This is a genomic window from Streptomyces hebeiensis, from assembly GCF_052983195.1.
The window spans coordinates 5400122-5414944 of record NZ_CM129812.1; the positions used below are offsets into that span (position 1 = coordinate 5400122).

A 14823-nucleotide genomic window follows, 5' to 3' on the forward strand; every position below is an offset into this window, starting at 1 on the left:
AAGAAGAGGATGTCCGGGGGCACTGACCCGAGCGACCGGCAGGCGGGAATCGTGAGGATCTTCGGGAAGGTACGGCATCGGCCCTCCGCCTCGTGGCGGCAGGCCACCGACCGCGCGTTCACGCTGATCGGTGACGGCCGGTACGAGGACGCGGGGGCGTTGCTGACGCGCGCGGCGGACCTGGAGCCCTGGCTCTCCGAGTCCTGGTTCAACCTGGCGCTGCTGCACAAGTTCCGGCACGACTGGGAGCAGGCACGCGCGGCGGGTCTGCGGGCGGTGGCGCTGCTGGACCGGGAGTCCGGCGCGCCGGACTGGTGGAACGTGGGCATCGCCGCCACCGCGCTGCAGGACTGGCCGCTGGCGCGGCGCGCCTGGCAGGCGTACGGCCTGAAGGTGCCCGGCAACCCGCACAGCGAGGAGGCCAACGGCGAGCCCCTCGGCATGGAACTGGGCAGTGCGGCCGTCCGGCTGTCGCCGGAGGGCGAGGCGGAGGTCGTCTGGGGCCGCCGGCTCGATCCGGCCAGGATCGAGGTGCTGTCGATCCCGCTGCCGTCGTCCGGCCGGCGCTGGGGCGAGGTCGTCCTGCACGACGGCGTGCCCAACGGCGAGCGCACGACGGCCGCGAGCGCCGACGGGGCCACCCGCGCGTACCCGGTCTTCGACGAGATCGAGCTGTGGGCGCCCTCGCCGGTGCCGACCTGGGTGGTGCTGCTGGAGGCGGCCACGGAGGAGGACCGGGACGCGCTGGAACGGCTGGCCGCCGACGCGGGCTTCGCCGCCGAGGACTGGTCGTCGTCGGTGCGGCTGCTGTGCCGGGCCTGCTCGGAGAGCCGGATGCCCAGCGCGGAGGGCGACGGTGAGCACCTCGACCCGCACGACCACAGCGAGCCGGGCCACCCGGGCCCGCTGGGCCACCGCACGCCGGGCGAGCTGTGGGCGCCGGAGCGGGAGTGCGGGATCGCGGCGCCGCCGGGCCTGGTGCGGGGGCTGCTCGACGGATGGGTGGCGGACAGCCCGGACACCCGGGAGTGGCGGGACCTGGAGGAAGTCTGCTGAGACGGGCCGGCCGACCGGCCGTGCCGGGTCGTGAAGCCGGTACGACGGGCCGCCGCCCACCGGGGGAGAGCCGGCCGGCCCGGCGCACGCCATGACGTTCGGTGATACCGCGAACCCGCTGAGCGCCCCCGAGCGCTCCCCGTAGGCTGTACCGACACCCCACCGATCGTGCGGGTGGCAGCAGCATCGGGTACCGAGGAAGGCGTACTGCGGAGATGGCGCAGCAGGAGACGGACCAGCGGATGGACAGTGAGGCCCCAGAGGCTCCCGTGACCGGGGCGGGGGACGGGACAGCCGTGGACGAGGACGGGTTCGTCGTGGACACGGAGGACGCCGAGGCGCGTGAGCTGGCGCACCGCGAGCGCGGCACGTCACGGCCGATCACCGTCGTCGGCAACCCGGTCCTGCACCGGGAGTGCCAGGACGTCACGGAGTTCGACGACAAGCTCGCCGCGCTGATCGACGACATGTTCGCCAGCCAGCGCACGGCCGAGGGCGTGGGGCTCGCCGCCAACCAGATCGGCGTGGACCTGAAGGTCTTCGTCTACGACTGCCCCGACGACGACGGCGTACGGCACGTGGGCGCCGTCTGCAACCCGGTCCTGGAGGAACTGCCGCCCGAGGCGCGCAACCTGGACGACTCCAACGAGGGCTGCCTGTCCGTGCCGACGGCGTACGCGGCGCTGCCGCGCCCCGACTACGCGGTGGTCCGCGGCCAGGACGCCCACGGCAACGCGATCAAGGTGCGCGGCACCGGCTACTTCGCCCGCTGCCTCCAGCACGAGACGGACCACCTCTACGGGCGGCTGTACATCGACCGGCTCTCGAAGCGCGACCGCAAGGACGCGCTGCGGCAGATGGCGGAGAACGAGCCGCGGTACGAGACCGTCCCCAACGACTGATCCCTGAGCCCCGAGGACTGGGCCGGGCCCGGCGTGCGCCGGGCTCCGCGTGCGCCGCGTCCGGTACGGCGTGTGCCGGTCCGGTTCCGTGTGCGCGGTGTCCGGTGCGGCGTGCGCGGCGCGCCGCACCGGCGTCACGCGGCGTGGGACGGGCCCCGGAACGTACGCCGGTACGCGTTCGGCGTCGTCCCCAGCGTCCGCAGGAAGTGGTGGCGCAGCCCGGCCGCGGTGCCGAACCCGGCACGGCTCGCGACGCTGTCCACCGTCTCGTCCGTCGTCTCCAGCAACTCCTGTGCCAGCAGCACCCGCTGACGCAGCAGCCAGCGGTACGGAGTGGTCCCCGTCTCCTGCTGGAAGCGGCGGGCGAACGTGCGGGGCGACATATGGGCGCGGGCCGCGAGCTGCTCGACGGTCATCTCCTGGTCCAGATGCCGCTCCATCCAGCCGAGGACCGTACCGACCGTGTCGCACCGGTCGCGCGGCAGGGGGCGCTCGATGAACTGGGCCTGGCCGCCGTCGCGGTGCGGCGGGACCACCATGCGGCGGGCGACGGCGTTGGCTGTCTCGGGGCCGTACTCCTGCCGCAGGAGGTGCAGGCACGCGTCGATGCCGGCGGCCGTACCGGCCGAGGTCACGACCGGCCCCTCGTCCACGTAGAGCACGTCCGGCTCGACGATCGCGCGTGGATGGAGCCGGGAGAGCTCCGCCGCGTACCGCCAGTGGCTGGCGCAGCGGCGCCCGTCCAGCAGCCCGGCGGCGCCGAGGACGAAGACGCCGGAGCACACGCTGAGCACTCGCGAGCCCCGGTCCACGGCCCGGCGCAGGGCGTCCAGCAGCTCCGGCGGATACTCCCGCCGCCCGTAGTCGGCGCCGGCGGGCACGGCGATGAGGTCGGCCTCCTCCAGCCGGTCGAGGCCATGGAGATCGCCGATGGTGAACCCGGCGTGTGTACTCAGCACGGGCCCTTCGGCGGAGACGACCGCGAAGTCATGGACGGGCAGGCCCGCGTCGCTGCGGTCGAGCCCGAAGACCTCGCAGACCACGCCGAGTTCGAAGGGATGCACTCCGTCGAGGAGGACAGCGGTGACGTTCTGCAGCATGAACGTAGTCTGCCACCGAACTGGCAGCAATTCGAGGTTCGATGACAGTCCTGCCACTGCCCTGCGGCGCTCGCAGCGGCGACAGTAGAGCCATGGACATCCAGACGATTCCCGCCCTCGCCGCCATCTTCGCCCTCCTGACGGTGCCTTCGCTGATCTGGTACCTCAAGGAGCTGTCGATCGACCGGGCGCTGCGCGCCGCCGAGACCCCCGACCTGCCGAAGCAGCCCGTACCGGCCGCCGCACGCACACCGCGTGTGCCGTCCCCGCGGCTGCCGCACCGAGTGCGTACCACAGCAGGTCAGGCGCACTGAAAGTGGAGCCGAGGACGAGCCGGGCGACGACACTCCGCCCGGCCAGGTCCGCCGGTATCCCCGTCAGCTGGAACAGTTCGACCGCGCAACTGAAGGCCAGCGCACCCGCCGCCGCGCCCCAGGGCCGCACGCGGGGGAGGGCCAGCACGATGAGGACGTGGACCAGCACGGTGTAGAGCGCGTCGCCCCCGTACTTGGCCACGTCCCCCGCCCCGAAGGCCCGGATCCCCAGGCCCGCGGCCACCGTCAGCACCGCCGCCCCACCCGCCGCCAGGCGCGTCCGCGCGAGAGCACTCATGACGAGCACCTTAAGCGGCGGCCAGGGCAGGGTCGTTCGCGCCGGTCGGCCAGACCTAGAAGTCGTCGTCGAAGCCGACCGTTCCCTCCACCGCCACCTGATACGCGGACGGCCGGCGTTCGAAGAAGTTCGTCAGCTCCTGGACGCCCTGGAGCTCCATGAAGGAGAACGGGTTCTCCGATCCGTAGACCGCCGGGAAGCCCAGGCGCGTCAGGCGCTGGTCCGCCACGCACTGGAGGTAGGCGCGCATCGAGGACGTGTTCATGCCCGGCAGCCCGTCCCCGCACAGGTCGTGCGCGAACTGGAGCTCGGACTCGACGGCCTCCTTGAGCATGTCGGTGACCTGGTGGCGCAGGGTGTCGTCGAACAGCTCCGGCTCCTCCGCGCGGACGGTGTCCACGACGTCGAAGGCGAAGTTCATGTGCATGGTCTCGTCCCGGAACACCCAGTTGGTCCCGGTGGCCAGGCCGTGCAGCAGTCCGCGCGAGCGGAACCAGTAGACGTACGCGAAGGCGCCGTAGAAGAAGAGGCCCTCGATGCACGCCGCGAAGCAGATCAGGTTCAGCAGGAAGCGGCGGCGGTCGGCCCGGGTCTCCAGGCGGTCGATCGATTCCACCGAGTCCATCCACGTGAAGCAGAACCGCGCCTTCTCGCGGATCGACGGGATGTTCTCCACCGCCGCGAAGGCCGCCGCCCGGTCGTCGGGGTCGGGCAGATACGTGTCCAGCAGCGTCAGGTAGAACTGGACGTGCACGGCCTCCTCGAAGAGCTGCCGGGACAGGTACAGGCGTGCCTCGGGCGAGTTGATGTGCTTGTAGAGCGTCAGCACCAGGTTGTTCGACACGATCGAGTCGCCCGTCGCGAAGAACGCGACCAGCCGGCCGATCATGTGCTGCTCGGCGGGGGAGAGCTTGCCGAGGTCGGCCACGTCGGAGTGGAGATCGACCTCCTCGACGGTCCAGGTGTTCTTGATCGCGTCGCGGTAGCGCTCGTAGAAGTCCGGGTAGCGCATGGGGCGCAGGGTCAGTTCGAAGCCCGGGTCGAGCAGGTTCTTCGCTGTGGCGGGGGCCGTCGCCGTGGTGGGCGTCGGGCCGGGCGTCGTGGTGTCGGTCGTTCCGGTGGTCATCACTGGCAGGCCTCGCAGGACTCGGGGTTTTCCAGGGAACAGGCGATCGCGTCCGCCTCGGGCGCGGAAGCGGGTGCCGCCTGCTGGGCGGGTACGGGTACGGGTACGGGCACGGCGGGGGCGGAGGCCGGGGTGGCGGCCCGGGCCGCGCGGGCGATGCGCGTCGCCGGGCGCGACCGCAGGTAGTACGTCGTCTTCAGGCCCTTCTTCCAGGCGTACGCGTACATCGAGCTGAGCTTGCCGATGGTCGGGGTCTCCAGGAACAGGTTCAGCGACTGGCTCTGGTCGAGGAACGGCGTGCGGGCCGCCGCCATGTCGATCAGCCCGCGCTGCGGGATCTCCCACGCCGTGCGGTACAGGGACCGGACCTCCGCCGGGATCCAGTCGAAGCCCGCCACCGACCCGTTGGACTCGCGCAGGGCCTCGCGGGTCCGGGCGTCCCAGACCCCCAACCGCTTCAGATCCCGCACCAGGTACGCGTTGACCTGGAGGAACTCCCCGGACAGCGTCTCGCGCTTGAAGAGGTTGGAGACCTGCGGTTCGACACACTCGTACGCGCCCGCGATCGAGGCGATGGTGGCTGTCGGAGCGATCGCCAGGAGCAGCGAGTTGCGCATGCCCGTGGCGGCGACGCGCGCCCGCAGGGCCGCCCAGCGCTCGGGCCAGGCGAGTTCGACGTCGTAGTGGTCCGGGTGCAGTACGCCGCGCGCGGTGCGCGTCCGCGACCAGGCGGGCAGCGCGCCGTGGCGTTCGGCGAGATCGCAGGACGCCTCGTACGCCGCCAGCATGATCCGTTCTGCGATACGGGTGGACAGCTCGGCGGCCTCGGGCGAGTCGAAGGGCAGCCGCTTCGTGAAGAAGACGTCCTGGAGGCCCATCACGCCCAGGCCCACCGGGCGCCACCGGGCGTTCGACCGGGCCGCCTGCTCGGTCGGGTAGAAGTTGATGTCCACCACCCGGTCGAGGAAGGTCACGGCCGTGCGGACGGTGGCGTCCAGCCGGTCCCAGTCGATCTCGCCGGAATTCAGGACGAACCCGCCGAGGTTGACCGAGCCGAGGTTGCAGACGGCCGTCTCGCCGTCGTCCGTCACCTCCAGGATCTCCGTGCAGAGGTTGGACGAGTGCACGACGCTGCCGGGTTCGGCGGTCTGGTTGGCCGTGCGGTTCGACGCGTCCTTGAAGGTCATCCAGCCGTTGCCGGTCTGCGCGAGCGTCCGCATCATCCGGCCGTACAGCTCCCTGGCGGGCAGGGACTTCAGGGCCAGGCCCGCGGCCTCGGCGCGCCGGTACGCGGCGTCGAACGCGTCGCCCCACAGGTCGACCAGCTCCGGCACGTCGGACGGCGAGAACAGCGACCAGTCGGCGTCCGCCTCGACCCGGCGCATGAACTCGTCGGGGATCCAGTGCGCGAGATTGAGGTTGTGCGTGCGGCGCGCGTCCTCACCGGTGTTGTCGCGCAGCTCCAGGAACTCCTCCACGTCCGCGTGCCAGGTCTCCAGGTAGACGCAGGCCGCGCCCTTGCGTCGGCCGCCCTGGTTGACGGCGGCGACGGAGGAGTCGAGGGTGCGCAGGAAGGGGACGATGCCGCCGGAGTGCCCGTTCGTGCCCCGGATCAGCGAACCTCGCGCGCGGATACGGGAGTACGGCAGGCCGATGCCGCCGGCGTGTTTGGAGAGCCGGGCGACCTGGTGGTAGCGCTCGTAGATCGAGTCCAGCTCGTCGCGGGGGGAGTCGAGCAGATAGCAGGAGGACATCTGCGGGTGGCGCGTGCCGGAGTTGAAGAGGGTCGGCGAGGACGGGAGGTAGTCCAGCCGGCTCATCAGCCCGTAGAGGGCGGCGACGGCGTCCACGGCGCCGCTGTTTCCGGCCGTGCCCAGGCCGGCCGTGCGCCGGCCTGCCGCGTCCGCCACGCCGCCGTCGTTCCCGGACGCGGCACCGTCGTCCTCGGCGAGTCCCGAGGCCACGCGCAGCATGAAGTGCTGCGGCGTCTCGATTACCTGGCGGGTCAGCGGGTGACGGAGCAGGTAGCGGCTGTAGAGCGTGCGCAGGCCGAAGTAACCGAAGCGGTCGTCGGCCGCCGGATCGATCAGCGCGTCGAGGCGGTCCGCGTGCCGGGCCACGAAGGCGGCCGTGCGGTCCGCGATCAGGCCCTCGCGGTGGCCGGTCGCGACGGACGTGGAGAAGGACACCGCGCCCTGCCCCGTCGCCTCCTCGGCGATCGTACGGGTCAGCAGCCGCGCCGCCAGCCGGGAGTAGGCGGGGTCCTCGGAGATCAGCCCGGCGGCGGCCTCGGTGGCGAGCTCGCGCAGCTCCGCCTCGCCGGAGCGGGCGTGCCGGCCGCGCAGCGCGGCGGCGGCCACCCGGCCCGGGTCGGTGTCCGGCAGATCGGCGGTCAGGTCCGTCAGCGTCCGCAGCAACGCGGTCCCGGGCCCGTCGCCGGCCCGCGCCCCGGCAACGGGGGCCCCGGCGGCGGGGGCCCCGGCGGCCGGGGGTGTGACGGTTGTGCCCGGCACCGGACCGGCTGGCGCGATGGTCACGTGATGCTCTCCCTCGCTCGGCTCCGGAACGTCGGGAGGAGCAGCGGAGGGCACGCGCGGCCGTGCCGCCCGCGTCGGGACAGCACACCGTACGGCGTCCACCGGCCCATCCACGAGGCCCGGACGTCCACGCGCCCGGAACGGTCGGACCGGGCGCGCCGTCGGCAGGTGCTCGGACTCGCGGGTGCGCCGGAGCGCACCACTGCTCACCGTTGCGGGACAGTCCCGGACTCGCACCGGGTTCCCCTGCGTCGACAGCGGGTCGAGCATACATCTGGTGTCCGGGTGCCATGACACCCCCCAGATATTGTGTCCACGGCTGTCGCGAGGCTCGGCTGTCGGCCCCATCGGCTATGGTCGTGACCACTAGGAGGTGCCCCATGATCGCCGCCGATTACGAGTCCCAGATCCTCCCCGAAGAGTTCGACGAGGCCGCCCGCATACTGGCCCGCTCGATAGAGAGCATCCGGCTGGAACTCATCGACGGGAAGATTCGGAGCAGGGTCCTGCCGGACGGGGACCATGGGCGCGTCATCCAGTGGCTGATGCGTATCTGTATGCAGTCCCGCCCGGAGTTGTGGCTCCACCCGGACCAAGGGCTGAAAGTGCAGGCGTACCGGAAGGGACGCGCTCGGCCGGATGCCTCACTCGCGCCGATGGACTATTTCGTGGGACAGGGCGAGTGGGCGGAGCCCGGCGGGGTTCTGATGGCCGTCGAGGTCACCTCGTACGACGCGGACACCGACAGCCGGGACCGGGTGGAGAAGCCGCGTGCCTACGCGCAGACCGGTATCCCGGTCTATCTGCTGATCGACCGGGAGAACGGCGAAGTGCGGGTGCACAGCGAGCCGGACGGTGTGCGGTACGAGACCGTGCGCATCGTGCCGTTCGGCAAGGAGATCACGCTGCCCGAGCCCGTGGGCATCCACCTGGAGACCGAGGAACTCAAGAACTGGGTGCGCTGACACCGGCAGCGGGCCGCCGGATCGTCCGGCGGCCCGCTGGGGCACACGGGTGGTGCGGGGGTGGTCAGTGGACGGGGTCGCCCGCCGTGGCCGGCGGGAGTTCCGTCTGCACGCCCGGGTCCCCGGCGTCCGCCGTGTAGTCGGACGGGCTCGTCTCGTCCACGCCGTCCGGGGCCTTGACCGCCCGCAGGACCAGCGTCACCACGACGGTCACGACCAGGTTCAGCACGAACGCGGTCAGGCCGATGTAGCCGATCTCCCCGAGTCCGGGGATCTCCGCCGACGAGCCGCCGAAGTGCTTCTGCGTCGGGCTGGCCACGCCGTACGCCGCCGCCGTGCCGTACAGCATGCCCACCGCCCAGCCGGCGAGCAGCGCCCAGCGGTGGAACCAGCGGGTGAACAGACCGCCGACCAGGGCCGGCATCGTCTGGAGGATCCAGATGCCGCCCAGCAGCTGGAAGTTGATCGCGACCGTCTTGTCCATGGTCAGGACGAAGACCAGCGCCCCCACCTTCACCAGCAGCGACACCAGCTTGGAGATCTTGGTCTCCTGCTCCGGCGTCGCGTCCGGCTTGATGAAGTCCTTGTAGATGTTGCGGGTGAACAGGTTCGCCGCGGCGATCGACATGATCGCGGCGGGCACCAGCGCGCCGATGCCGATCGCCGCGAACGCCACGCCCGCGAACCAGTCGGGGAACATGTTCTCGAACAGCTGCGGGATGGCCAGCTGCCCGTTGTCCACCTTCACCCCGGCCGCGATCGCCATGAAGCCGAGCAGTGCCAGCAGGCCCAGCATCAGCGAGTACAGCGGCAGGATCGTCGTGTTGCGCCGGATCACCTCGCGGCTGCGGCTGGACAGCGTCGCGGTGATCGAGTGCGGGTACATGAAGAGCGCGAGGGCGGAGCCCAGCGCCAGCGTCGCGTACCCCCAGTGCCCGGCGTCGCCCGGCGCCAGCGCGCCGCGCGGCTGGCCGGTGGCCGGATTGGTCTCGGCGAAGGCGTCGCCCGCCTTGGCGAAGATCTCGTCGAAGCCGCCCAGCTTGATCGGGATGTAGATGATCGCCACGACGATCACGATGTAGATCAGGGTGTCCTTGACGAACGCGATCAGCGCGGGCGCCCGCAGCCCCGACGAGTAGGTGTACGCGGCGAGCACGCCGAAGGCGATCAGCAGCGGGAGGTCCTTGATGAACCAGTGCGTGTTCTCGCCGCCGCCCACGCCCATCACGTCCAGCACGGCCTGGATGCCCACGAGCTGGAGCGCGATGTACGGCATCGTGGCCAGGATGCCGGTGAGCGCGACCGCCAGCGACAGGCCCTTGGAGCCGAACCGGCCGCGTACGAAGTCCGAGGTCGTCACGTACCCGTGCCGGTGCGACACCGACCACAGCCGGGGCAGGAAGGTGAAGATCAGCGGATAGACCAGGATCGTGTACGGCACGGCGAAGAAGCCGGCCGCTCCCGCCGCGTAGATGGCCGCCGGGACCGCGACGAACGTGTACGCCGTGTACAGGTCGCCGCCGAGCAGGAACCAGGTCACCCAGGTGCCGAAGGAGCGCCCGCCGAGTCCCCACTCGTCCAGGCTGTGCTCGTTCTCGGCCTTGCGCCAGCGTGCGGCCATGAAGCCCATGGCCGTCACGGCGACGAAGAAGAAGACGAAGACGGCGAGCGCGACGCCGTTCACACCGTCGTTCATCGGCGCTCACCTCCGTGCCGGGCGCGCTGGTCGCGCTTCCAGAGCTGGTACGCGGTCATGGTCAGCGCGGTGGAGATGAGGACCCACAGCAGCTGGTACCAGTAGAAGAACGGGATGCCGATCAGGGTGGGCTCGATCCTGGCGTACGAACTCACCCAGAGCATCGCCACGAAAGGCGCGAGGAGACAGAGACCGATCACCACACGTACGGGCGTGATCGTGGGTGGCGGTTTCTCTTCTGGAGCTTCTGACACGGCGGCCCGTCCCCTCGCTGTTCTTCTGGTTGACGCGCAGGAAATCTAGGCGAGGGGTTTGATCACCGTCACCCCCCTGTCCACGTATCGGTACCGAAACGCGACAAGCGCGGGCGCGGACACGTGACGACTTCAGGTCGGGGGGCGGACGCCGGCCGCCGGGTCACGGTGCCGGCGGCCCTGTGACGGTGCCGGCCGCCGGGGCGCGGCGCGGGGTCACGGTGCCGGCCGCTTCAGCCGCGCCACGAACTTGTACCGGTCCCCCCGGTACACCGACCGCACCCACTCCACCGGCTCGCCCCGGCCGTCCAGCGAGTGCCGCGAGAGCATCAGCATCGGCAGCCCCACGTCCGTGCCGAGCAGCCCGGCCTCGCGCGGGGACGCCAGCGACGTCTCGATCGTCTCCTCGGCCTCGGCCAGTCGGACGTCGTACACCTCGGCCAAGGCCGTATACAACGACGTGTACTTCACGAGCGAGCGGCGCAGCGCCGGGAAGCGCTTCGCCGACAGGTGGGTGGTCTCTATGGCCATCGGCTCCCCGCTGGCCAGGCGCAGCCGCTCGATCCGCAGCACCCGGCCGCCCGGGGCGATGTCGAGCAGCCCGGCGAGGCGCTCGTCGGCGGTGACGTAGCCGATGTCCAGCAGCTGGGACGCCGGTTCCAGGCCCTGGGCCCGCATGTCCTCGGTGTACGAGGTGAGCTGGAGCGCCTGGGCGACCTTGGGCTTGGCGACGAAGGTGCCCTTGCCCTGGATCCGCTCCAGCCGGCCCTCGACGACGAGTTCCTGCAGCGCCTGCCGCACGGTGGTGCGCGAGGTGTCGAACTCGGCCGCGAGCGTGCGTTCCGGGGGTACCGGGGTGCCGGGCGGCAGTGTGCGCGTCATGTCGAGCAAGTGCCGCTTGAGCCGGTAGTACTTCGGTACGCGTGCCGTACGGGTGGCGGGTCCGCCCTCGGTGTCCGTACCGCTCGCTTCCGTGGCCATCGCCTGTCTCCCCGACTCCTGTGCTGCCGTCACCGGCTCCTCCGTCTGTCGCGGCTCACATGGTGGCACGCTACGGCCACGGATCGTCGCCGCCCTCCGCCGGTGTCCGGTTACCGGGCCGCCCACGGCCGTCCCACGGCTTGCTTCCGGCCCGTGTTCCGGCTCGTGTTCCGGCTCGTGTCCGGTCCGTCCTCGGTCCGTCCCGGGGCCTTGAGATGTCGGTCCGGTAACGGACCTGACGCCCCTTTCTTGTAGCCCTTGACACCCATAAAGGCCTAGGCCAAGCTCCCGTCTACTGGTCTAAACCATTATTGACCAGGTCCCGGCCCCGGCGGTACCCGGCGTTGAGTCTTCGCGGTGGCAGGGGGGTTGCATCATTCCCTGAATTGGAGGGTGGCGTGAAGCGCAAGCTCATCGCGGCGATAGGTGTCGTCGGCATGTTGGCCGGTGTCGCCGCGTGCGGTTCCGGTGACGACGGGGACGCGAAGACGGGGGCCGACGGGTTCAAGGGCCAGACGCTGACGGTCTGGGCCATGGACGGTTCCACCCCGGACGGCTGGACCAAGGATGTCACCGCCGCCTTCGAGAAGAAGACCGGTGCCACGCTGAAGTTCGAGGTCCAGCAGTGGAACGGCATCCAGCAGAAGCTGACCACGGCGCTCTCCGAGGCGAACCCGCCGGACGTCTTCGAGATAGGCAACACGCACACCCCCGCCTACGCGGAGACCGGCGGACTCGCCGACCTGACCGACCTCAAGAAGGAGATCGGCGCCGACTGGACCGAGTCCCTCAACGAGTCGTCGGTCGTGGACGGCCGGCAGTACGCCGCGCCCTGGTACTTCGCCAACCGCGTCGTCATCTACAACAAGTCGGTCTTCAAGGAGGCCGGCGTCACCGCGCCGCCCAAGACCCGCGACGAGTTCTTCGCGGCCCTCGACGCGATCAAGGCGAAGGGCAAGGCCGAGCCGGTCTACCTGCCCGGCCAGAACTGGTACTTCTTCGACGGCCTGCTCATCGGCAAGGGCGCCGACCTGGTCAAGAAGGACGGCGACAAGTGGGTCTCCAACCTGGCCGACCCCAAGGTCGGCGAGGCCATGGCCCTCTACAAGAAGTACGCCGACTACTCCAAGGCGCCCAAGGACAAGGACGAGGCCACCCCGCAGCAGGCCGACGTCTTCGCCAAGGGCAAGACCGGCGCCTTCTTCGGCATGGGCTGGGAAGCGGCCACCGCGATCAAGGCCAACCCGGCCATCGAGAAGGAGATCGGCTACTTCACCATCCCCGGTGACACCGCCGACAAGCCCGAGGGCGTCTTCCTCGGCGGCTCCAACCTCGCCGTCGCCGAGGGCAGCGAGAAGAAGGAACTCGCCAAGGAGTTCCTGAAGATCGCGCTCTCCGACACCTTCGAGGGACAGCTCGCCAAGGAAGGCGGCGTCATCCCGAACAAGGACGCGCTCCAGGACCAGCTGGCGGGCAACGCCGCCGCCGAGGCCGCCGCTCCGGCCGCCAAGGTCGGCGGCACCACGCCGCTGATCCCGGAGTGGGCCGCCGTGGAGAACGCCCCCAGCCCGATCAAGGCCTACATGACGGCCTTCCTCAACGGGAAGTCGCACGCGGAGGCCGCCGCGCAGGTCGAGGGCGAGTTCAACAAGCGCCTCGCGCAGAAGCAGTGACCCCTCCCGCCGCCGGGACGGTTCCTCACCCGGACCGGCCCGGCGGCGGGCTTTCCCCGATTCGTCAGGTACCGACACGCGTCCCGTACCGACTGGTGAAGAGATGGCGAGCATGACCGTGCAGACCGAACGGCCGCCTGCCCGGCCGACGGAGGACACGCAACGCGCCGACGGCGGCCCGCACCCGCGGGGCGCGCGGCGCAGACCCGCGGCGTTCGCGCCGTACCTCCTGCTGCTGCCCGCGGTGGTGGCGACGCTGCTGCTGCTCGGCTGGCCGCTGGTCAAGAACGGCATGCTGTCGTTCCAGAACCTCAACATGAGACAGCTGATCCAGCATCTCACCGAGTGGAACGGCGTCGACAACTACACCGAGGTCCTCGGCAGCTCCGACTTCTGGCGCGTCACCGGCCGCTCGCTGCTGTTCACCGCCACCAACGTCGTACTGATCATGGTGCTCGGCACCCTGACCGGGCTGCTGCTGGCCCGGCTCGGCCGGCGGATGCGGGTGACCCTGCTGATCGCCCTCGTCCTGGCCTGGGCCATGCCGGTCATCGCCGCCACCACCGTCTACCAGTGGCTGTTCGCGCAGCGGTACGGCGTCGTCAACTGGCTGCTCGACCGGGCCGGCTTCCACTCCATGGCGGACTACAACTGGACCGGCGACCAGTTCTCCACGTTCTTCGTGATCACGGTCCTGATCGTCTGGCAGTCGATCCCGTTCGTCGCGATCAACCTCTACGCCGCCACCACCACCATCCCCAAGGAGCTGTACGAGGCCGCCGCGCTCGACGGGGCGGGGGCCTGGCAGGGCTTCACCTCGGTCACCCTGCCCTTCCTGCGGCCCTTCCTCTACGCGACCACGTTCCTGGAAGTCATCTGGGTCTTCAAGGCGTTCGCGCAGGTCTTCGCCATCAACCAGGGCGGCCCCGACCGGCTCACCGAGATCCTGCCCGTCTACGCGTACATCGAGGGCATCGGCAACCAGCACTTCGGGATGGGATCGGCGATCGCGCTGCTCACCATCGTGATCCTGCTCGCCATGACCTCGCTCCATCTGCGGATCGTTCTCAAGCAAGGGGAGGACGAGCTGTGAACCGCTCGCTTCTCGGCCGCATCTGGCCCAACGCGACAGCCGTCGTCCTCGTCGTCCTCTGTGTCTTCCCGGTCTACTGGATGTTCGCGACGGCCTTCAAGCCGACGCCCGACATCGTGGCCGAGGACCCGGTCTTCTTCCCGACGGACATCACCTTCGAGCACTTCGAGACGGCGGTGAACGCCGAGAACTTCCTCACGCTGGTGGGCAACTCGCTCACCGTCACGGTCCTCGCCGTGCTGTTCTCCCTCGTCCTGGCGCTCGCGGGCTCGTTCGCGCTCGCCCGGATGCGGTTCAAGGGCCGCCGGGGCTTCGTCGTCGGTTTCATGATCGCGCAGATGGCGCCCTGGGAAGTCATGGTGATCGCGATCTACATGATCGTGCGCGACGCCGACATGCTCAACAGCCTGGTCCCGCTGACACTCTTCTACATGGTGATGGTGCTGCCCTTCACGATGCTCACGCTGCGCGGCTTCGTCGCCGCGGTGCCCCGTGAGCTGGAGGAGTCCGCCATGGTCGACGGCTGCACCCGGCCGCAGGCGTTCGTCCGGGTGATCCTGCCGCTGCTCGCCCCCGGTCTGATGTCGACCTCGCTGTTCGGCTTCATCACCGCCTGGAACGAGTTCCCGCTGGTGCTCGTCCTCAACAAGCAGGCCGAGGCGCAGACGCTGCCGCTGTGGCTCTCCCAGTTCCAGAGCCAGTTCGGTGACGACTGGGGTGCCACGATGGCCGCGTCCTCACTCTTCGCGATTCCGGTCCTGGTGCTCTTCGTCTTCCTCCAACGAAAAGCGGTCAGCGGTCTCACCGACGGCGCGGTGAAGGGATAGC

The 14823-nt window shown here is 70.3% G+C and carries 13 protein-coding genes, 1 pseudogene and 1 riboswitch; of the genes and pseudogenes, 7 read left to right on the forward strand and 7 right to left on the reverse strand.

All coding sequences use genetic code 11. From position 1 onward, the window contains the following. The first annotated feature begins 9 nt into the window (after window positions 1-9). On the forward strand, window positions 10-1056 hold the full coding sequence (locus ACU6P3_RS23250; protein WP_447193953.1) for a tetratricopeptide repeat protein: 1047 nt from the start codon (window positions 10-12) through the stop codon (window positions 1054-1056). Window positions 1057-1271: 215 nt separating this feature from the next. After that, on the forward strand, window positions 1272-1958 hold the full coding sequence (def, locus tag ACU6P3_RS23255) for a peptide deformylase (RefSeq protein WP_447193954.1): 687 nt from the start codon (window positions 1272-1274) through the stop codon (window positions 1956-1958). A gap of 134 nt (window positions 1959-2092) precedes the next feature. Here the strand turns inward: def and ACU6P3_RS23260 are convergent, their stop codons facing one another. After that, window positions 2093-3058, reverse strand: a complete 966-nt coding sequence (locus ACU6P3_RS23260) for a helix-turn-helix domain-containing protein (protein WP_447193955.1) — start codon at window positions 3056-3058, stop codon at window positions 2093-2095. Between the two features lie 92 nt (window positions 3059-3150). On the opposite strand from ACU6P3_RS23260, the gene ACU6P3_RS23265 reads away from it, so the two are divergent. Then, window positions 3151-3372 (forward strand): hypothetical protein, encoded by a 222-nt coding sequence (locus ACU6P3_RS23265; protein ID WP_447198195.1) that lies wholly within the window; start codon window positions 3151-3153, stop codon window positions 3370-3372. 22 nt (window positions 3373-3394) lie between these two features. On the opposite strand, the pseudogene ACU6P3_RS23270 reads toward ACU6P3_RS23265, so the two are convergent. The 3 genes and pseudogenes from ACU6P3_RS23270 to ACU6P3_RS23280 all read right to left on the reverse strand — a co-directional run. After that, window positions 3395-3670, reverse strand: a pseudogene (locus ACU6P3_RS23270) (ribosomal maturation YjgA family protein); the annotation flags it as partial. 55 nt (window positions 3671-3725) lie between these two features. After that, a complete protein-coding gene (locus ACU6P3_RS23275; protein WP_447198029.1) occupies window positions 3726-4682 on the reverse strand; it encodes a ribonucleotide-diphosphate reductase subunit beta in 957 nt (318 codons plus the stop codon). Between the two features lie 113 nt (window positions 4683-4795). Then, a complete protein-coding gene (locus ACU6P3_RS23280) occupies window positions 4796-7333 on the reverse strand; it encodes a ribonucleoside-diphosphate reductase subunit alpha (protein WP_447193956.1) in 2538 nt (845 codons plus the stop codon). 146 nt (window positions 7334-7479) lie between these two features. Then, window positions 7480-7604: riboswitch (cobalamin riboswitch) on the reverse strand. Window positions 7605-7713: 109 nt separating this feature from the next. On the opposite strand from ACU6P3_RS23280, the gene ACU6P3_RS23285 reads away from it, so the two are divergent. Next, window positions 7714-8298: a Uma2 family endonuclease gene (locus ACU6P3_RS23285; RefSeq protein ID WP_447193957.1), complete on the forward strand. Its 585-nt coding sequence runs from the start codon at window positions 7714-7716 to the stop codon at window positions 8296-8298. 64 nt (window positions 8299-8362) lie between these two features. On the opposite strand, the gene mctP is transcribed toward ACU6P3_RS23285, so the two are convergent. From mctP to ACU6P3_RS23300, 3 genes are all read right to left on the reverse strand, one after another. After that, the gene (mctP, locus tag ACU6P3_RS23290) at window positions 8363-9994 is read right to left on the reverse strand and encodes a monocarboxylate uptake permease MctP (protein WP_447193958.1); all 1632 of its coding nucleotides are present in this window, start codon (window positions 9992-9994) and stop codon (window positions 8363-8365) included. Then, window positions 9991-10248, reverse strand: coding sequence for a DUF3311 domain-containing protein (locus ACU6P3_RS23295; RefSeq protein WP_447193959.1), 258 nt, complete (start codon window positions 10246-10248; stop codon window positions 9991-9993). Before ACU6P3_RS23295 ends, mctP begins: the two co-directional genes overlap by 4 nt. A gap of 216 nt (window positions 10249-10464) precedes the next feature. Continuing rightward, complete coding sequence (locus tag ACU6P3_RS23300; protein ID WP_344278167.1) at window positions 10465-11229, reverse strand: GntR family transcriptional regulator; 765 nt, start codon at window positions 11227-11229, stop codon at window positions 10465-10467. Between the two features lie 398 nt (window positions 11230-11627). Between ACU6P3_RS23300 and ACU6P3_RS23305 the strand changes: the two genes are divergently transcribed. The 3 genes from ACU6P3_RS23305 (at window position 11628) to ACU6P3_RS23315 (ending at window position 14822) form a co-directional block, all read left to right on the forward strand. Next, window positions 11628-12902 (forward strand): extracellular solute-binding protein, encoded by a 1275-nt coding sequence (locus tag ACU6P3_RS23305; RefSeq protein WP_344278035.1) that lies wholly within the window; start codon window positions 11628-11630, stop codon window positions 12900-12902. 112 nt (window positions 12903-13014) lie between these two features. Next, the gene (locus tag ACU6P3_RS23310; RefSeq protein WP_344278038.1) at window positions 13015-13995 is read left to right on the forward strand and encodes a carbohydrate ABC transporter permease; all 981 of its coding nucleotides are present in this window, start codon (window positions 13015-13017) and stop codon (window positions 13993-13995) included. Beyond that, on the forward strand, window positions 13992-14822 hold the full coding sequence (locus ACU6P3_RS23315; RefSeq protein WP_030754178.1) for a carbohydrate ABC transporter permease: 831 nt from the start codon (window positions 13992-13994) through the stop codon (window positions 14820-14822). The genes ACU6P3_RS23310 and ACU6P3_RS23315 overlap by 4 nt, the downstream gene beginning before the upstream one ends. Window position 14823 lies beyond the last annotated feature (1 nt).